At 45.5% G+C, this 20,383-nt stretch carries 14 protein-coding genes and 1 tRNA gene; 12 read left to right on the forward strand and 3 right to left on the reverse strand.

From position 1 onward, the window contains the following. The first annotated feature begins 81 nt into the window (after positions 1-81). On the forward strand, positions 82-2,370 hold the full coding sequence (locus tag AC5ZC7_RS26565) for a tetratricopeptide repeat protein (protein ID WP_496162912.1): 2,289 nt from the start codon (positions 82-84) through the stop codon (positions 2,368-2,370). 89 nt (positions 2,371-2,459) lie between these two features. On the opposite strand, the gene AC5ZC7_RS26570 is transcribed toward AC5ZC7_RS26565, so the two are convergent. Both AC5ZC7_RS26570 and AC5ZC7_RS26575 read right to left on the reverse strand, forming a co-directional pair. Further along, positions 2,460-2,882, reverse strand: coding sequence for a VOC family protein (locus AC5ZC7_RS26570; RefSeq protein WP_496162911.1), 423 nt, complete (start codon positions 2,880-2,882; stop codon positions 2,460-2,462). A gap of 74 nt (positions 2,883-2,956) precedes the next feature. After that, the gene (locus AC5ZC7_RS26575; RefSeq protein WP_496162910.1) at positions 2,957-4,180 is read right to left on the reverse strand and encodes an ROK family protein; all 1,224 of its coding nucleotides are present in this window, start codon (positions 4,178-4,180) and stop codon (positions 2,957-2,959) included. A 205-nt stretch (positions 4,181-4,385) separates the two neighbouring features. On the opposite strand from AC5ZC7_RS26575, the gene AC5ZC7_RS26580 reads away from it, so the two are divergent. The 11 genes from AC5ZC7_RS26580 to AC5ZC7_RS26630 all read left to right on the forward strand — a co-directional run bounded on the left by AC5ZC7_RS26580 (position 4,386) and on the right by AC5ZC7_RS26630 (position 19,035). After that, positions 4,386-4,467 (forward strand) — tRNA-Leu (locus tag AC5ZC7_RS26580). A gap of 169 nt (positions 4,468-4,636) precedes the next feature. After that, positions 4,637-5,182 carry a sigma-70 family RNA polymerase sigma factor gene (locus tag AC5ZC7_RS26585; protein WP_496162908.1) on the forward strand — a complete coding sequence of 182 codons (546 nt, stop codon included), beginning with the start codon at positions 4,637-4,639 and terminating at the stop codon, positions 5,180-5,182. 70 nt (positions 5,183-5,252) lie between these two features. Continuing rightward, the gene (locus AC5ZC7_RS26590) at positions 5,253-6,248 is read left to right on the forward strand and encodes a FecR domain-containing protein (RefSeq protein WP_496162907.1); all 996 of its coding nucleotides are present in this window, start codon (positions 5,253-5,255) and stop codon (positions 6,246-6,248) included. 282 nt (positions 6,249-6,530) lie between these two features. After that, positions 6,531-9,905 (forward strand): SusC/RagA family TonB-linked outer membrane protein, encoded by a 3,375-nt coding sequence (locus tag AC5ZC7_RS26595; protein ID WP_496162906.1) that lies wholly within the window; start codon positions 6,531-6,533, stop codon positions 9,903-9,905. Between the two features lie 28 nt (positions 9,906-9,933). Further along, the gene (locus AC5ZC7_RS26600; protein ID WP_496162905.1) at positions 9,934-11,763 is read left to right on the forward strand and encodes a RagB/SusD family nutrient uptake outer membrane protein; all 1,830 of its coding nucleotides are present in this window, start codon (positions 9,934-9,936) and stop codon (positions 11,761-11,763) included. Between the two features lie 31 nt (positions 11,764-11,794). Then, positions 11,795-13,093, forward strand: a complete 1,299-nt coding sequence (locus AC5ZC7_RS26605) for an IPT/TIG domain-containing protein (protein WP_496162904.1) — start codon at positions 11,795-11,797, stop codon at positions 13,091-13,093. A 72-nt stretch (positions 13,094-13,165) separates the two neighbouring features. After that, a complete protein-coding gene (locus AC5ZC7_RS26610) occupies positions 13,166-14,512 on the forward strand; it encodes a right-handed parallel beta-helix repeat-containing protein (protein ID WP_496162903.1) in 1,347 nt (448 codons plus the stop codon). A 511-nt stretch (positions 14,513-15,023) separates the two neighbouring features. Next, a complete protein-coding gene (gene tig / locus AC5ZC7_RS26615) occupies positions 15,024-16,403 on the forward strand; it encodes a trigger factor (RefSeq protein WP_496162902.1) in 1,380 nt (459 codons plus the stop codon). Beyond that, on the forward strand, positions 16,393-17,097 hold the full coding sequence (clpP, locus tag AC5ZC7_RS26620) for an ATP-dependent Clp endopeptidase proteolytic subunit ClpP (RefSeq protein ID WP_291928596.1): 705 nt from the start codon (positions 16,393-16,395) through the stop codon (positions 17,095-17,097). The genes tig and clpP overlap by 11 nt, the downstream gene beginning before the upstream one ends. Positions 17,098-17,447: 350 nt before the next feature. Further along, positions 17,448-18,692 carry an ATP-dependent Clp protease ATP-binding subunit ClpX gene (gene clpX, locus AC5ZC7_RS26625; protein ID WP_496162901.1) on the forward strand — a complete coding sequence of 415 codons (1,245 nt, stop codon included), beginning with the start codon at positions 17,448-17,450 and terminating at the stop codon, positions 18,690-18,692. 55 nt (positions 18,693-18,747) lie between these two features. Next, positions 18,748-19,035 carry a hypothetical protein gene (locus AC5ZC7_RS26630; protein ID WP_496162900.1) on the forward strand — a complete coding sequence of 96 codons (288 nt, stop codon included), beginning with the start codon at positions 18,748-18,750 and terminating at the stop codon, positions 19,033-19,035. 69 nt (positions 19,036-19,104) lie between these two features. Here the strand turns inward: AC5ZC7_RS26630 and AC5ZC7_RS26635 are convergent, their stop codons facing one another. Beyond that, entirely contained in the window at positions 19,105-19,980 is an 876-nt protein-coding gene (locus AC5ZC7_RS26635) for a c-type cytochrome (RefSeq protein WP_496162899.1), read from the reverse strand. Between the last annotated feature and the right edge of the window lie 403 nt (positions 19,981-20,383).

The following is a 20,383-nucleotide window of genomic DNA, read 5'->3' on the forward strand; positions in this document are numbered from 1 at the left end:
AAATCTTCGGACGGAACTATTCAGATTTTATTTATCATCGTGGCCCTTTATTAATAAATTACACGTCCTAATTAAGCGCATATGCATTTAGACGAACTGGAAAGGCTGTATAATGAGCAGGCATATACCGAAGCAATAACGAAGCTGGAAATATATTTACAGGACCATCCCGGCGAAGTCCGGGGCTGGCAGCTGCTCGGCTTGTCGCAGCTCGAAAACGCCAAGGCCACCGATAACAATGACCTGGTCAACGCGATGTATGAAGCCGCTTACGAAGCTTTCAGCCAGGTATTGGCACTGGATCCTGCTCATCAGCAGGCCCGGGTACACCGCGCCTACATGGGCGCCAACGTAATGACCGATAAAAGTGACGAAACCATTAATGACTGCGATATCCTGATTGCCGCCGGTGATGAAGAACTGATTACCAAAGCATTGTTATACCGGTTCCAGGTATGGGTACTGAAAAATGAAACAGAAAAGGCACTGGCCGATATGCGCCGGAACCTGCAGGTGTACGAGTCGCTGTACGCAGATGATCTGCCACAGCTCAACGTAGCCCGCTTTCAATGCTACACCCGCATCGGCGATGTATATTACCATACCGATAACCGGCCCGCCGCACTGGAATATTATAAACAGGCTTTTGAATGCACCGTGTATAATAACCGGTTGCTATCTACTACCTGGTTTGCACTCGACATGGCTGACTATGACTTTGCTGCCACGATGCTGCAAATCCTTGTTAGTTCCGGAGAAAATACCCGGGAAGATATGTTACGCCTGCTGAAACATGTGCAACAACTGCTGGCAGATGGCGTACGCCATGCCGGACTGGCCCGGGAATTCTGCAAAGGCACTACCGAATTCTGGCAACAGTTTTACGGGGATGACCATGATGAAGGCACGCTGGAACAGATTTCTACCGGTAAAAGATACATTTCCCAATATCCGGAAGAAGCCTACTTCTATCACTACACCGCCAATGCGTTCTTTAACATTGGCAGCTACCAGGAAGCACTTCCCTGGTATGAAAAATCGCTGGCTATCCGTCCTTACCCATTCAGCATGGTTAGATGGTATTACACCAGCTATAAAGTAACCGGTCAATTCCCGGAGAAATGGCGGGAAATAACACACCCGGTACCGTACGACTGGTACGCTGCCGGCGTTATTTTCAGCGAAATCATTCAACTGGAAAAAGACCCTTCCGCCAAACAATTAGCGCTGCCATTAAAGCGGTTTCTTTACAAACAAGCCTTTGATATTTATCATGCTTACTGGTATGAAAACAAAGGCACCTCTTACGCCGGACATCCCCATCATTTTGCCATGTGTTGTAATAACTATGGCATCACCTTATACGAAGGAGGCATTTTTGTGGAAGCAGCACATGTACATACCGTGGGTTATAATATGTCGCCCTTCTGGGAACAGCTCGAATCAAGAGCAGATGCGTATCACAGCATGGGGAAACTGGCAGAAGCCATCGATGACCGCCAAACCATCCTGGAGAATTTCACAGAAGCCCTGCCACTTACGTATTATGTGTCTATTCACGAACGCATGATCGACGACCTCTGTTCCCTGGAACGGCATGCAGAAGCACTGGATCTCTATGAAAAAATTCTCTCGGAATACAACAGCTGGATTGCCCGCGACATGCAGGAACTAGAAGAGTATGACCGCAATACAATTACCTACAATATTGACCGTATAAAAACCGGGCGTGCCTTTATCAGAACCGATAGCGCAGATGACCTGTCGGAACGTATCCTGGCGCTGGAAAGCCACCTGGTAGAGAAGCCGGACGACAGTGATGCCTATTTCAACCTGATGTATCTTTACTTCGATAATGCCCAGTATGAACACTGCATTGGCGCTATCAATAACCGTATTTCCATTGGTGGTATCCCGCAATTGCCGGTCATCTCACAAATGAAAATTTACTACTTCAGAGGTAAGGCCGCGCTGAAGCTGGGCCGTTATCAAACTGCCCTGGCTGATTTACAGCACACGCTGGATATCATGGCTACCGGCGATGCCAACGACAATTCACCGAACTACCGGTTTGGGGTATACGCTTTTATGGCAGAAGCCTGGTTGGGAGAAAAGGAATACGATGAATGTATTAACTATGCCATGCAATGTGTGAATATTTATGCTGCCAATAACTGGTCATGGGATACTGAGGCATCTTCTATACGATATACCATGGCGCTGGCTTTTGAAGGAAAAGGAGATACCGGATCCTGCAAAAAATTAATCGATCTGATTGTGTTAAATGATCCCGGATTTCAACCGGCAGCAGAGAAAAAAAATCAACTGAGAGGAGGAGGAATATTTTCCTTTTTCAGGAAGCGGAAGTAGAAATAGCTTTTAGAAAAAATGCAGCGAAGATTGACATCACATCATCTTCGCTGCATTTTTTCTAAAAGCTAAAAGCTAATGGCTAAAAGCTACATCGGCATTGGCTTATTATAGCTCACCATCCAGTGAATACCGAATTTATCGGTCAGCTGGCCATAACGATGTGCCCAAAAAGTTTCCTGGATTGGCATTTCAATAGAGCCACCAGCGGCCAGTTTACCGAAGATGCTATCTGCGTCTTCATTGGAGTTTACGCCCAGCGCCAGTTGCACCGAATCACCATTTACAGGAGGTGCTCCCACCATACCATCAGAAGCCATGATGGCAAATCCATCTGCCTGTAAAAAAGCATGCATCACCAAATTTTCAGCGCCGGGAGGAACCTGGTCTTTCATGGGAGAATCTGCCATGGTCATTACTTTGAGGTCGCCACCCAGGACATCATGATAGTAAGTCATCGCTTCCCGACAATTGTTGTTAAAAATGAGGTAGGACGTTAATGTGTTCGACATAACAAATCTTTTTGGGTAAGAAAATGGAATTCAGGTAAGTCTATAAAGTTACTTAAAACCCGGCCTTATTCAAATTAACTTATCAATACCTTATTTCTAACCAGCAGGCAGGCGCCGATAATGCCGGCACGCTCACCCAGGCTGGACATTTTCAATTTGGAATCATTGCTCACCAGGCTCAGGGAGTATTTCTTCATTGCACTCTTTATAGGCAAGCGGATATGATCCTGGGTAGCCGCCAGCGCTCCACCAAGAATAACCAATTCCGGGTTGAAGATATTCATCAGTAAGGCTACGCCCCTGCCCAGGTTCTCTCCTACTTTTGCAATCAGTTCAATAGCCAGCATATCGTCGTTGTTAGCAGCTTCGATAATGTCGTGCAGATGAATATCGTCCGGCGATTGATGCGTACGAGACAGCATGGAAGAAGACCCGGCGGCCAGTTTTTCGCGGAACATGCTTACCAAAGCCCAGCCGGAAGCGGCTGTTTCGAGACATCCCTTCTTCCCACAATGGCAAATAATTTCATTATCAAACATCGGAATATGCCCTACTTCTCCACTATAGCCGGATTTGCCGTAGTACAGTTCTCCATTTATCAGTACGCCCATTCCTATACCATAATCGAGGTTAAGGAATAATACATTGCGTTCCCCGTTTACCAGGTCAGAGCAAAACTCTCCGTAGGCCATCGCCCGCGAGTCGTTCTCCAGGAATACGCGGATCCCCACTTTGGAGGCAATCACCTCGCTGAGCGGCTTATCATCGAAGTAAAACAGGCTATAGTTATAACCGGTAGCGTAGTTGATACGCCCGGCGATATTGATGCCAATACCAAGGATTTTTTCCTTCGGTACAGAAAGACCATTAATAAAGTTGTTGATCAACTGGCATAATTGCTCCAGTGAAGCTTCTGTGTTGTCCAGTTCATAAGGCAGCCCTTCTACGGTAGTCACCAGGTTTTTATGCAGGTCAGACAAGCCCAGATTGAGATGGTCCTGTTTTACATCCACACCGATGAAAAAAGCAGAATCTGGTACCAGCCCATACAAGTTGGGCTTACGGCCGCCGGTAGACTCTATTTTACCATAATCCATCACCAACCCATCTGTTATCAGGTCGTTGACGAGGTTGGTCACCTTGGGGGTACTCAGGTTCAGTTCTTTACACAAATCCGCAATAGTAGCATTGCCGGAATTCGCGAAATAGGCCAGGGCAGCCTTTTTCAGGTTGATATTCTTGTAGGCTACACCAGTAGCACCGGCACTGTTTAATTCTTCAAAAAAGGTTTTAGCCATAGCATCAGATAGACTTATACAATAATTGATCTCCAATTTAAGCCGCTAATTCTAATTATTTTTAAAATCGGGGCAGAAGTTCTCTTATAAATGATTTTGTTAATTCGCAAAAAACAATACCTTTGCAATCCTTTTTGAGCTAAATAAGCAGGTATTTTAGCCTACGGCAAAAACCGGCTCACACAGGAAAGATCTTACTTTTTTTGCGGATGTGATGAAATTGGTAGACATGCCAGACTTAGGATCTGGTGCCGCGAGGCATGGGGGTTCGAGTCCCTTCATCCGCACTTTTTTGATTTTCAGTTATTTATAAATCTCCTGGATTTTCTTCTTTCTCTCTAAAAAGGTAAACACCATTTACCGGTTCATTTTGAAAATCTTATATTCCTTCTTATATTTCGGGACCAACCATCTTAGATACCGAGTGCCTTATAATTGCGATGTTATCAATTTATCATGCTGAGTGACCTGGAACTGCTGTTATTGATCAGGAACGATGATGTCTCCGCTTTTGAGGAGCTATACCATCGTTACTGGGAATCTATGTACAATGCAGCCTATAAGCGTTTACGCAACAGGGAACAATGCAGGGATTTGCTACAAGACATCTTTGCTGACCTTTGGCGCAGGAAAAGTGAGTTGAGTATAGATAACGTAAGTGGCTACCTTCACATGGCAGTTCATTACCAGGTATATAAACTGGTTGCCAAACAAGCCACTGGTCCTGCTTTCATGGAATTATTTGAAAAAATTGCCACCTCTCCTTATGCAGCCGATAACCAATTAGCCGAAAAAGAAACCCAGCAAGTGATACATGCCTGGATTAATACCATGCCTGAAAAACGCCGGGAAATTTTCCAACTATATTACGAGGAGAAAATGAATACCCGTGATATTGCCATCCACCTAAATATCTCCCAAAAAACTGTTCAAAACCAACTGGGCAAAGCAGTACAGCATCTGCGCGCCCGCCTTACCCATCTCTTTACCCTGCTTGTTTAAAATAATTTTTTATCCCGCGTGGGAGATTTACCCGTTTTCAGTACATATACCATAAAGGGGCATTTCCGATATGGACCAGGATAAAAAATCTGCATTTTCAGCGCTCGCTAAAAAGTATTTACAGGGAAAAACTACCCCCGAAGAAGCTGGTTTTCTTTGGGAGTATTACCAGTATTTTGAAAAAGAAGCCAACGTACTGGACTCCTTTAATGCAACAGATAAAGTACAGCTGGAACAGGAAATGAAAAGTGCCATCCTGGCGCAAATAAGTGTAGCGGATCCACTTCCTGCACCAACCAGCAATAAGCGGATCATCTTTATCCGGTTGGCTGCCGCCGCTATGGTGGCGGCACTGCTGGGTTACGGAGTTTCCCTGAAATGGACTGCATTGATGAATGCACTCGACCCGGAACAGCTCACCCAAAAAGTAACCGGCAAAGGAGAAAAAGCCCGGGTAGCATTATCCGATGGTTCCGTTATTTGGCTGAATGCGGATTCCAAACTGGTATATCCAAAAGTATTCAAGCGGGGACCGCGACAGGTAAGCCTGGAAGGGGAAGCTTATTTTGAGATTACACCTAACAGTATGCATCCCTTTGCGGTAAATGCCGCCGGCATGACTACCCACGTATTGGGGACCAGCTTTAATGTGAACGCCTATGCGGATTACAACCTCTTTACACTTACCGTATTAACCGGGGCAGTGAAAATATCTGTTGCACAGGATACCGCATCCTTTGCGTTGTTACGGGCCAATGAGCAACTTACTTATAACAAACAGGCACATAGCTATAAAAAAGAATTAGTAACGGCAGCCGCTGATGACATGACGTGGAAAGAAGGGAAACTGATTTTCCGCGATGTGCCTATGTCGGCCGTAGCCCTGCAACTGTCACACAAATATGATATCACTTTAGAAATGCCGGCGGAGATAGAAAAGATGACCATCTTCGCCGATCTCGCAGATATATCACCTGAAGAAGCTATTAAAAAAATCACGAAAACACTGTCCCTTAAATATACTAAAACAGGGAACAAGTACACGTTAATGAAAGCTGGAAAATAATGTAAAAAACAAAAGGGTTAATGATTCGGAATAGCTAACAGTGAGGCTTTCCGGGAATTCGTTCATCAGCAAAAACCATGTTATGCCAGGATAGGTCAACCAAAATTAAAAAGGGGCTGAAAGAGGAATTATCAGCCCCTGGAAAAAAATGTCAAGTCTGTTTATCCGATTACTGCAGGGCGTAGGAACCTTGATGCAGTAACAGGATTTTCTTAATCATTTTTCACTATCAAATCTATGAAAAGAGGACTACACTTTCAACTTTCTTTATTCATCAGGTTTATGAGGATATCCACGCTGGTATTAGGATGCCTGTTATCCACCGTTATGGTAGCGTATTGTGCAAAAGGTTACGGACAGCATGAGCTGGATACCCGCATGACCTTGCACCTCTCCCATGTAAAGCTGCCCGATGCCCTCACTACGATCGCAGGCAGGATGAATGTCAAATTTTATTACGCAGGTACTAACCTGATCAAAGAATCAGTAGTGTCTGTAAAAGCCGACAACAAAACGCTCCGGGAAGTACTTGGAGACCTGCTCCAGCCTTTGGGACTTGCTTTTGATGCAGAAGGCAATCAAATTTATATTGCTAAACAGCCGCCGGAGAAGAAGCCAGTAGTTGTTCCCGCTGTGCAACAGGAACAACCAGCACCCGTAAAAGGACAGATATGGGATACAAAAGGCCAGGCATTGATTGGTGTAACGATCGTCAATAAATCAACCGGTAAAAATACCCAATCCGATGAACTGGGTACGTTTACTATCCTGGCCAAATCCGGCGACTCCCTTCATTTCACCATGATGGGAATGACGCCTGAGTTTCTAGTAGTGAAAGGGAAACAAGCCCTGAAAATCACGATGGACTTCAACGTATCCAAAATGAATGAGCTGGTGGTAGTGGGTTATGGTACACAAAAGAAGATCAGTGTAACCGGCGCTGTATCTACGGTTAAAGTAGATCAACTGAAAACGCCTGCCCGTTCCCTGGCTAATTCGCTGGGAGGCCGTGTAGCTGGTGTACTCATGCAACAGTCCAGAGGCGAACCTGGTTACGATGAGCCCAACACGTTCAACATCCGCGGTGTAAGTACCTTTACCGGAGACCCCAGCCCAATGGTGCTGGTAGACGGCGTACAACGTGACGACCAAACCTCTTCCTGGAGCAATATAGATCCCGAAGACATTGAAAGTGTTTCTTTCCTGAAAGATGCTTCCGCCACCGCGATATATGGCGCCAGAGGCGCCAACGGTGTAGTGCTGATCACCACTAAAAGAGGCGTAGCGGGTAAACCACGTATCGCAGCAAAAGTAGAAAGTGGCATCAATGGCCTTACCCAGACACCTAAGTTTGTAGATGGCGCCACCTGGATGACGTTATACAACGAAGCCCTGGGCAAAGAACAATTCAGCGCTGACCAGATAGAAAAAACCAGGAGTCGTGTAGATCCTTACCTGTACCCGGATGTAAACTGGGTAGACGCCATGTATAAGGATTGGTCCCCTCCAGGCGCCAATGTAAACCTGAGTGCCAATGGTGGTGGTGCTTTCGCCCGTTACTATGTTTCCGGTTCTTATTTTAACCAAAAAGGCAACTATCGGATGAACCCCGATAATCCTTACAATTCGAATGTAGGCTACAATCGTTTCGACTTCCGCTCTAATATAGACATGAACCTCAGTAAAAGCACCACGCTGGGTCTCAGCCTCGGTGCCATGCTGGTGAATGCCAACTACCCGGGCGTTTCTGCGCAAACGGCCTGGTACCAGGCCATGATGCAGCCACCTACCCTGTTTCCTATCAGGTACCCTGATGGCAAATGGGCGGGGCCTATTACCAACCAGGGCGTAAACCCGGTGAATTCGTTGCAAAACAGCGGATATGCCCGTGAATTTAAGCCCACTATGCAATCGGTTTTTTCACTGAATCAGAAGCTGGACGCCATCACAGAAGGTCTTTCTGCTACGGCCCGTTTCTCTTTTGACTCCTATAGTGAAACAGACCTGCGCAGAACTAAAAATATAGATACCTGGCAGGCTTATCGCCGCGATGCCCAGGGCAACCTGGTATACATACAAACCAACTACGGCGATAACTTTATGGGCTTCCAGTCCGGCACAGGCAGCGTACAACGCACCATGTACCTCGAAACCAACATCGCCTATGATCGTTTGTTTGATGGTAAACATCGCATAGGCGGTCTGTTATTGTACAATATGCGGGAAAAGACAAATGGATCCGCCGGAGATGCCATTGGCGGTATTCCTTACCGTAACCAGGGCCTCGCAGCAAGATTGACTTACGGCTACAAAGACAAATACCTGGCGGAGGTAAATATGGGCGCCACCGGTTCTGAAAACTTCGAGAAAGGTCGCCGTTTCGGCGCGTTTCCATCCGTATCTGCCGGCTGGGTAATCAGCCAGGAAGATTTCTTTGCGAATTTAAAACATGCTATCAGCATGTTGAAAGTAAGAGCCTCCTGGGGTAAAGTAGGAAATGATAGAATTGGTAGTGTCAATAACGACCGTTTCCCTTACATCACTTCTTATGCCGGTGGTGGCGGTATTTCTTTTGGTTATACCCCTAGCTTCTATAGCGGCATTTATCAAAACAAAATAGGAGTACAGGGCCTTTCCTGGGAAATTGCCACCAAACAAAACATTGGAGTAGACCTTGAACTATTCAACAAACTGAACCTGACAGTAGACCTCTTCAAAGAACGGAGAGAGAAGATTTTAATTAACCGGCTTTCTCTCCCTGGATTCCTGGGTAACACCGCACCAGTTTATGCAAACCTGGGAGTCATGAACAACAAGGGTATAGACGGTACACTGGATTACACGGATAAAATAGGTGGCTTGCGGTTCAATGTTTATGGCACCTTTACTTATGCCACCAATAAAATTATTGAGAATGACGAACCAGTACCCTTGTACCCATGGCTTTCCAATAAGGGGCAGCAATTTAATCAGTTGAGAGGGCTGGTGTCTGAAGGATTATTTACAGATGACGCCGATATTAATAAACATGCAGTACAGAAGTTTGGTACTGTTCGTCCGGGTGATATCAAATACAAAGATATCAACAACGATGGCGTAATTGATGCCAATGACATGGTACCTATAGGCAATACTACCGCTCCTAAAATCATGTATGGTGCGGGCCTGGCATTGGACTTTCATGGCTTCCATCTCGAAGGCTTCTTCCAGGGTGCCGCCAAGGTAGATATCATGCTCATTGCCAGTACCGGCGCATTGGATAACAATGCAAGAGGCATCGTTCCTTTCATGGGTGGTCTTACTTCTGCCAATCTCTATACAGAAGTAACCAACAGATGGACAGTAGATAATCCACGCCAGGATGTTATCTATCCAAGACTCAGCATTGCCACTCCTGGCGATAACAACTACCAATACAGTACCTGGTGGCTGCGTCATGCAGACTATATACGCCTGAAAAATGTACAGTTTGGTTATAGCTTCCGCCCGGAACTATTGAAAAGAATAGGACTCCAGACTTTATATGTATATACTGCCGGCCAAAACCTGCTTACTTTCTCCAGGTTCAAAATGTGGGATCCGGAACTCAACCAGGCTAACGGTACCGGTTACCCGCCATTACGCTCTATCAATTTCGGTATCAAAACAAATTTCTAACCGGCTTTGAGTCACAAACAGCAGTATCATGAAGAAAAATATTTGTAAGCTATTATTGATATTACCACTTTTCAGCGCTTTTCTTTCCTGCCACTACCTGGACAAGCAGCCGGATAGTCTTTTATCAGAAGACCTGGTATGGAAAACCAGGAAACAAGCAGAATCTTATCTATACACCATATACGGCTATATGATGTTTGGAGAAAATGAAGGCGCTTATATGCTGGGCATCACGGAAGACAGCTACATTACCATCCCCGGAACAAACGCCCGTAAAATAAATGATGGCAACTGGAGCCCTTCCACCACCATGTGGGATATTTGGGGTGGCTGCTATACGGCCATCCGCTCCTCGTTTGTATTTGAAAACAATATCGATAAAGTACCCACACAGGAACTCAGCGATGATCTGAAAAAACAATATAAAGCAGAAGTTAAATTCCTCCGTGGATACTATTACTGGAACCTGTTGAAGCGCTACGGCCCCTTTATCAAACTCGATAATACACTGGGCCTGAATGACGATTTTAATAACTATCCACGCGCATCTTTTGACGTATGCATCAATTATGTGAATCAGCTCATGGATGAAGCAGCAGCAGGCTTACCCCTTAGCTGGTCTTCTACCTGGTATGGCAAACCGACCAAAGGTGCTTGCCTTGCTATTAAAGCAGAAGCGGCTTTATGGGCTGCCAGTCCGCTCTGGAATGGCAATCCCGACTTTAACAACTTCCGCGACAAGCAAGGAAATCCGCTGGCACCTACCCAAGCGGATGCCTCCAAATGGGCTACAGCCGCCAGCGCTGCCAAAGCAGTGATAGACCTGGGTGTTTATAAATTATATACCAATGAAGATGACGGGGAAACATTTGATCCTTTCAAATCATACACCGGTGTTTTCCTGACGCCATGGAATAATGAAATTATTTTCTCCTGCGCCAACTGGAACCCCCACTACTGGGACCACGACTGTACAGCCTATCCGGGCGGTTTCCAGCTATTTGCGGCTACACAAAATGCAGTGGATGCCTACTACATGAACAATGGGAAATGGATTACCGATCCTACTTCCAGCTACCAGGAAACCGGCTTTGCGCCCACGGGTGATGCTAATAATAAAAGCTGGGGCCACGCTGCCGGCGACTGGAACATGTACGCCAATCGCGAACCGCGCTTTTATGCTAGTATCTGTTATAACAAAAGACCGGTAATTGCCGCCCCTACAGCAGATGACCGCAACCGTTACTCTTCTGATGGCAACAAAAACGGACAGGGAAGAATTGAATTCTACTACCGTGGCACCGGCGGACGCAGGGCACTGGGATATGCTTTCCCCGGCTATCTTATTGCTAAAGGCGTAAGCCCTGCTGGCAACGCATACGCATGGTCAAGCCCTTACCGGCCTTTCATCATCACCCGCTACGCGGGCATTTTACTCGATTATGTAGAAGCCCTGAATGAATCAGATCCTGGCAACAGCGATATTACGCTTTACCTGAACAAAATCCGCGCACGTTCGGGCGTACCTCCTATAGAACAGGTATACCCGGCTGCAATAGGCAACCAGAAGGAAATGCGCAAACACATACTCCGTGAGCGCATGATTGAAATGGCCTTTGAACGTGGCGACCACTGGTGGACACGCGCGCGCCGGAAAGACATGGACAACGACGATTTTAAGAAAGTATACGGAATGAATTTCGAGGCCGATGATAACGATCAGGGATTTGGATTTACAGGCTTCTATCAACGTACCCTGTTACAAACACGTCAGTTCGATAAGAAGATGTATCTCTTCCCTATTTCACAATCTGAAATTGTTCGTGACACTGCCCTGGTGCAGAACCCAGGCTGGTAATAGTATTATTTATTCCTAAAAAGAAAAACATATGAACGCTATCATAAAATATCGTTTGTTGCTGTTACTCGGATTGCCTTTACTCTTTGCAAGCTGCAAAAAAGATAAGGTGCAGGGACACAACAACGGCGCCCCTATTGTCATTGAAAAATTTTCTCCGATGAAAGGTGGCACCGGCACAGAAATACTGGTATATGGAGATAATTTTAACAACGATACCACCGGCGTAACCGTGTTGGTAAACGGGGTAAGAGCCGTGGTAACCGGTACCGTAGCCAACCGCCTGATATTCCTCGTACCAGACGGCGCAGGTTCCGGGAAAGTCACCATTACAATTAACGGCACCAGCGTTACCAGTACACAGGACTTCAATTACCTGCCCGCGCAATATGTAAGTACCATGACAGGATCCGGAATAGCCGGCTACAAAGACGGTGACAGCGCCAATGCCAAATTCAACTTCCAGTACGGCCAGGGAATGACACACGACGCCGCCGGTAACCTGTATGTAACAGATGGCGCCAACAACAATATCCGCAAAATAACACCCGACGGCAAAGTGACTACCGTAGCCGGTAGCAATACAAGCGGTGGCTCCTGGAACGGGCCGGTAGCCGAAGCCACGTTCAATCACCCTTACGGCATAGAAATCGATAAAGACAACAACATCTATGTAGCCGATACCTGGAATGGCCAGTTACGCAAAATTTCCGCAGATGGAATGGTTACCGCCGTTGCTGGTGTAGGCGACATCGTTGATGTAGCGATTGATAAACGCAATGGTAAGTTATATGTAGCCCAGTTTGGTCCCGGTAAAATCCTGGAAGTCAACCCCACAGATGGCAGCCTCACCGAAGTAGCCAGTGGCTTCCAGAACCTGAGCGCCATTGAAATAGACAGCAAAGGGAATTTTTATGGGGTAGATAACAGCCGTTCCTTTATTGGCCGGGTAGATGCTACCACTAAACAAATGACCATTATTGCCGGCATCATGGGGCAAACTGGTTTGGTAGATGGCCCTGGCGCTGCCGCCAAATTTGATCACCCCTGGGGCATTGCTATCGATAAAAACGATAACCTCTATATCGGCGGTAACGGCGGTGCTGCCTATGGTGGTGGCGACAATAACACGAATCAATGTGTTCGTTTCATTGAAGCCAATACCTGGAATGTATCCACTTATGCCGGCAATTCTTCAAAAGGGTATGCAGATGGCCTTGCCAGTCTGTCGTTATTCAATGTGCCAGTAGGGCTGACCGTAGGCGACAACGGCGTCGTTTACGTGATAGATGCAGTTAACTATCGCATCAGGAAAATAGTTTCCCGCTGATCTCAACAGACCTGACGGGCGATAATACCTGTCAGGTCTGCCTTTAAAGATTATTACGAACGGATTCATATCATGCAACTATTTAAAACACTGTGGACAGCCCTGTTTCTGGCTGCTTCCACACTCTCTTACGGCGCTCCGCCAGCTACTTATTATGTAGCCAATAATGGAAACAATCAAAACTCCGGCAGCAAACAATCTCCCCTGCAAACTATCAGCTATGCCTTAAGTAAAGCCATGCCCGGAGATCTGGTACTGGTAAGGGCTGGTGACTATGCGGAGAAAGTAGTATTTCCCCGCTCAGGCAGCGACGGACAATACATTACCCTCCAGGCCTATGCGGGAGAAAAGCCGGTCATCAACGGGAATACACTACCCGTAAATGGATTTGACGGACTGGTTACCATTAACAATGTGAGCTGGGTAATCCTGGACGGTTTCGAGGTAAGTAATTTTAAAAGCATCTCCGGAAACGCTTATCCGGATGGGATCGTGATAAAAGGCGCCGGCAGCCATATTATTGTTAGAAACAATGAAATACATGACATTGCGCATGCCGTAGCACCGGAAAAAGGCCGGAGCGCACATGCTATTTCTGTGCTGGGTAACAGCCCCTCCCCCATTACACAGCTGACGATTACCGGCAACATCATACACGATTGCCAAACCGGCTATAGTGAAAATCTGACTATTAACGGTTACGTAGATACGTTTTTCATCCGGCACAATAAAATATACAATTGCGAAAACATTGGCATTGATGCGGCCGGGGGCTATTACGCCAATCCGGATCCGGCAGTGAATTTTGCCCGTAATGGGGTGATCAGTGATAATGAGTTGTTTAATGTAGATGCCTCCATTGGGCCTATCCGTCCTTCTGGTGATATGCATGGGGCTATTGGCATTTATGTGGATGGGGCAAGAAATATCACGATTGAAAGAAACAAAATCTACAATAGTGATCGCGGGATCAGCCTGGCCAGCGAAAACCAGCAGTTCCCCAGTATGAATTGCATTGTCAGGGATAACCTGGTATACAATTGCTGGCTGGCCGGGATAGACATGGGTGGCTATGTAGGTTACAACAATGGCAGGGCTGAAGGCAATACGATTGAGAATAATACCCTGCGGTACAACAACAAGGTGAGGGGACATAACGGCGAAACGGAGGGCGAAATCCGGCTGACAGAGAATTGTATCCGGAACACAATCCGGGGCAACCGTATTTACGCCCGGGATACCAGCGATGTATTTATTCACAAATACAGCAGCAGTGGTCATGATAACCTTATTGATGATAACCGGTATTATATCCGGGGGACCGGGCAATGGATCTGGAACGGGCAGGTATATACGAAGCTGGCCGACTGGCAGGCGGCCTGTCAATGTGATGCGAAAGCGGCAATCCGCCGGAAGTAAAAGATGAAAATAATGTCCCTGGCAGGCCTCTTTTCCGGAAGGGGCCTGCCTTTCTTTTAAAAATCTGGTTCCCGATGTCTTTGGGTCAGATTTCCCACAAAACAGAATAAAAATAGCTATCTTCGCGCGATCATAAAGTTGACCGATATTTACAACTATTTAAAAATCAGTTGTTTATATTTGAAAAAGGTTCAATTAGGAAATAGGTACGAAAACGCGCGGATGTGGATAAGCCAGCAGATGGGCTGGCGATTGGATCTGTTGCTTCACAGCATGCGTTCCTCCCAGCCGTACATATAATGTTATGTGGCAATGCGTCAATATGGCAACGTGATAATGCTATGCTCTCCCTCACTTTCATTGTCACTGTAGTCCTGTTCAGACACAGTTTCACCTGATTTTATTCCAAAAGAGTTCTCTGCCATTCCTACTTGCCGTTGTGACTTCATGGCAGAAAAATAAACAAGGAATCATTATTGCTTCTTAAAGAACACTTTTATACAATTCAATTATGGCAACCGTTACGAGAGAAAACATTGGTTTATTGAACGATAAGATCACTGTGAAAGTGAGCCAGGAAGACTACCTTCCTAATTTTGACAAAGCAGTAAAGCAATTCAGCAAGAATGCAAACATACCTGGCTTCCGTAAAGGAATGGTCCCTGCAGGTATGGTAAAGAAAATGCACGGTCAGGCTATCTTTGGTGACGAAATCCTGAAAACTGTTGAAAGAGAGTTGATGGGTTATGTACAGACAGAGAAGCTGGAAATCTTTGGCCAGCCGTTATCTCTGGAAAAACAGGCAAAAGATCTTGACTTCAACAAGCCTGCTGATTATGCCTTCGAATTTGAAGTAGGTCTGAAACCCAGCTTCGCGATTACTCCACTGGAAAACAACAAAACCACCCTTACCAAATATAAAGTAGCTGTTACCGACGAAATGGTAAATGACGAAGTACAGCGTTTACAGTTGAAAGGTGGTAAAACAACCGAACCAGAAACAATTACTTCAGAAGATAACGTGATTAACGTTAAATTCGAAGAAGCGGATGCAAAAGGCAATGTCGTAGAAGGCGGTATTGTAAAAGAAAACGCTTTACTGGTTAAATACTTCTCACCTGCTATCCAGGCAGAGCTGCAGGGTAAAAAGAACGATGACAGCATTGTATTCCAATTAGCTACTTCTTTTGATGAGCAACGTTTAGGCTGGATCCTGAAAGATCTGGGCTTCGAAACAACAGATAAAGAAGCAGCCAACAAATATTTCAAACTGACCATTACCAAAGTTGGTCTGATTGAAAAAAGAGAACTGAATGAAGAGTTCTTCAAAGAAGTTTATCCGGGAGAAGAAATCACTACTGAAGAAGCTTTCCGCGCTAAACTGAAAGAAGAAATCGGCAAATACTGGGATTCTGAAAGCCGTAACCACCTTCACAACGACCTGTTTGAAGTACTGGTACATGAAACGCCGATGGATTTACCTAAGGATTTCCTCAAACGCTGGCTGCAGGTAGGTGGTGAAAAACCTAAAACTGCGGATGAAGCAGAAAAAGAATTCCCTGGTTTCGACCACCAATTACGTTGGACACTGATCAGCGATAAACTGGTTAAAGAAAATAAACTGGAAGTTTCTTTCGAAGAACTGAAAGAAAATGCCAAACAAAAAGTATTAGGCTACTATGGCGGCGCCGCTGCTGATGGAGCAGAATGGTTAGACAGCTACCTGGATCGCCTGTTACAGGATGAGAAATTTGTAGACCAGACTTACCGTGAAATGATCACTGCCAAGTTATTTGACTGGGCTGAAGCAAAGGTGAACGTGAAAGAAGAGGAAATCAAAGCAGAAGATTTTGTTAATTTACCTCATAAACATCACCATCATGAACATTAATAATGAATTCAGAAAATATGCCATCCAGCATCGGGGAATCAGCAGCCTGGTAGTAGACAGTTACGCTAAAAGCCACAACCAGTTCAACAGCCTGACTCCCTACATCCTTGAAGAGCGTCAGTTGAATATGCAACAGATGGACGTTTTCTCCAGGTTGATGGCTGATCGTATTATTTTCCTCGGAGATCCGGTAAACGACTACGTAGCAAACGTAATTACTGCGCAGTTGCTGTTCCTGGAGTCTTCCGACCGTACCCGCGATATCCAGATGTACATTAACAGCCCCGGAGGTAGTGTGTATGCTGGTTTAGGTATCTACGATACCATGCAGGTAGTTTCTCCTGAAATCGCTACTATCTGTACCGGTATGGCCGCCTCTTTCGGCGCTGTATTGCTGGTAGCCGGCGCTAAAGGAAAACGTACTGCGCTGAAGCACGCCCGCGTAATGATTCACCAGCCTCACGGCGGTGCAGAAGGCCAAACTTCAGACATCGAAATCACTGCACGTGAGTTCGTGAAACTGAAAAAGGAACTGAACGAAATCATTGCCAGCCACTGCGGACAGCCAGTGAAAAAAGTGGAAAAAGATTCTGACCGTGATTACTGGATGACCGCGGATGAAGCTAAAGAATACGGCATCATTGATGACGTTCTGCAGAAGAATCCAAAGAAAAATCTGGATACACCACAGTAGAGCGATAAGGCTTAAAGCATAAAGCTCAAAGCTATTGTAGCGAATGATATAGCGGTTTTTTAGTACATGTCGCTACTATCATTCGCTACAATAGTTTTGAGCTTTTAAAATTTTAGACTTTTTTGCAAAAAAAGAACATATTCCAACATCGTTAAATGCTGATAGCCAACCGCTAAACGCTGAAATGATATGGTATTTTTTCCATACCTGTTGCTACGAAACCCTTTGCCTTTATGCTTATGCTAACTTTGGGCTTCCGGCTTTATGCTTTACGCTATTTAATGTAAATTTGTAACCCTGCATTATGAAGGCAGGCAAGATAGTTTCGTAGAAAAATAATCTATTCCGAAATGAAAGAATCAAAAATTCGTTGTTCCTTTTGCAGCCGCTCTAAAGAAGAAGTGCAGATATTGATAGCTGGCGCGGAAGGACACATTTGTGAAAACTGTGTAGCCAATGCGCAGGAAATAATTGACCAGGAACTGTTTCCTCCTGGCAAGAAAGCTCCTTCGGCAGCGGCGCCGCACTTCGCGCCCAAAGTGTCCAAACCAATGGACATGAAAAAATTCCTGGACGAATACGTGATCGGACAGGATGATGCCAAGAAAATATTGGCCGTAGCAGTATATAACCACTACAAAAGGCTCAATCAACAAATAGGTGATGATGAAGTGGAAATTGAAAAATCCAATATCATCATGGTAGGAGAAACCGGTACCGGTAAAACCCTCCTGGCTAAATCCATCGCCAAACAACTAAACGTGCCGTTTGCCATTGTAGATGCAACCGTATTTACAGAAGCCGGTTATGTGGGTGAAGACGTGGAAAGTATCCTCAGCCGCCTGTTACAGGTATGTAACTACGATGTGGAAGCTGCTGAACGTGGTATCGTTTACATTGATGAGATCGATAAAATTGCCCGTAAAAGCGATAATCCTTCCATCACCCGCGATGTGAGTGGTGAAGGCGTGCAGCAAGGTCTCCTGAAATTACTGGAAGGTACAGAAGTACTGGTACCTCCACAGGGCGGTCGTAAACATCCGGAACAGAAACTGATCAAACTGAACACACAAAACATTCTCTTCATCTGCGGCGGTGCATTTGATGGTGTGGAAAGAATTATCAGCAGAAGAATACAGACCCATTCCATCGGCTTTACCGTTAACAAGGAAAAAGAAGAGGAAAACAGAAAACAGATCCTGCGTTACATCAACTCCCAGGACCTGAAATCTTTCGGTCTGATCCCTGAATTACTGGGCCGTTTGCCAGTGGTAACCTATCTGAATTCACTGGATAGAGATACCCTGAAAGCGATCTTAACAGAGCCTAAAAATGCACTGGTAAAACAGTACAAGAAGTTGTTCAAGGTGGAAAATATTGATTTGCAGGTAGAAGCAGAAGCGATCGACTACATCGTAGACAAAGCCATGGAATACAAGCTGGGTGCGCGTGGATTACGCTCCATCTGCGAAGTAGTACTGAGCGATGCGATGTATGAGTTGCCTTCTGCCAGTGAAACAACGTTCCATCTTACCAGGGAATATGCACAGTCAAAACTGGAGCAGTCTACCCTTGTGAAACTGAAAGTGGCATAACCATGACCGGAATACCGGTATGACAACACTATCTCTAATCATAAAACCTCTATTTATGCAGGAACTCATTCAGCAATTACAGGAAAAAGCCGGGTTGACCGCCGAACAGGCAGCACAATCCATTGATGTGATCAAGGAATATGTGAAAGGCAAATTACCTCCTTTTATTGCAGGTACAGTAGATAACTGGTTTGCAGGAATGTCAGAGAAAGCCGGAGAAAAAAAGGCGGGTCTGATGGATCAGGCAGGTGATTTTCTGGATAATGTAAAAGATAAGGCAGAAGATTGGGCAGAAGAAGCGAAGGACAAAGTATCCGACTTCTTCAACAAGGATAAAAAGTAATCATTCCCGTAACAGGGAACAGAAGGCTTTTCTGATGGTTGACCACCACCGGAAAAGCCTTTTCTTTTGCTACCGTGTTTTCAGATAAAGATATAAAGCCGTTAATTCCTCGTCCGTATATTGAGCGGTCATTGGCCAGGGCATGTCTTTTGCCTGGAGCTGCTTCCCTTCCGGCGTTTTCCCGGTACGGAGGGCAGCAATAAAGTCGGCCTGCGACCATTTACCCACATTGCCTGTGCTGGTAATATCAGCTACCGGCGCTCCACCCGGAACGGGATTATCTCCACCTGTTAAAGCAGGCTTATGACAACCGGTGCAGGAAGCGGATAAATATTTGCCATAATCGGCTGTAGGCGCCCTGGCAACCAATACCGGCTGCTGATGGCTATGATCTATCATTTCTGCCGGGAACAGCGGAATTTTGCCCATTACAGACAGTATTTTACCCATGGGTCCCATCTTCACCGGAATGGTAGGTGCATCGATTTTCGGCTGTGCTTTACAAAACGCAATTATAGCCGCTATATCGTGATCATCCAGCCTGGCGAACTCCTCTGAGGGCATGAGCAATAAAGTCTTGTTTTCGGCATTTAAACCATGCCGCATGGCCCTTAGCCAGGCCTTATTGTCGAAGTTTGCCGGAAGGCCCCCTTTGCCATAAGTCAAATTGGTACCTGCAATACGGCCTATAGCCGGATCATCTACGAAAACCTTTCCCCTTAAATCGGCACCATGACACTCCCCGCAGCCTTTAATTTCATAAAGATGCTTACCGGCAGCAATGGCAGCCGAATCTTCCGGTATGGGGATATCACGTACCTGTATCGCGTAGGACTTATTCACGTGTTGGCGGAAAAGAAAAGCAAAAACTGCATAGGTTAATGCACAGATTAACACCAGGCCAAGCAATATACCGCCGGCCCATTTCAGTACTTTAGAGAACATAGCAATTGGGGTAATTTAGTAAGCAAAAGTAATAGGGATAAATATTACCCGCTTCAGTAGAACTACTGAATTTATGGAAGAATCATAACGTGGATTACAGGCTTTATCTCTTTTACTTTACGAAGCGTCTTCACATGGGATAAACCAGCCAGACCCGGTATAGAAAAGCACCCGTATTACAGGGTGCTTCTCATTGCGTAAAAGTGTTTCAAATCTTTCCTGATTTTGTGTGTTAAGGTTGATAAACGGTAAAGAGTGATGAATTAACCCAAATTTAACGTTCCTTTTGCAATATACAATAACACTAAAGGGGTAATATTAAATTAATTTTAAAAAATGATGAACGGCTTATAAGTTGTCTTTTATTAAATTAAAAAAATACCGCTACTTCAATTTAATCAGA

This window comes from Chitinophaga sp. 9-1-y (assembly GCF_059511905.2).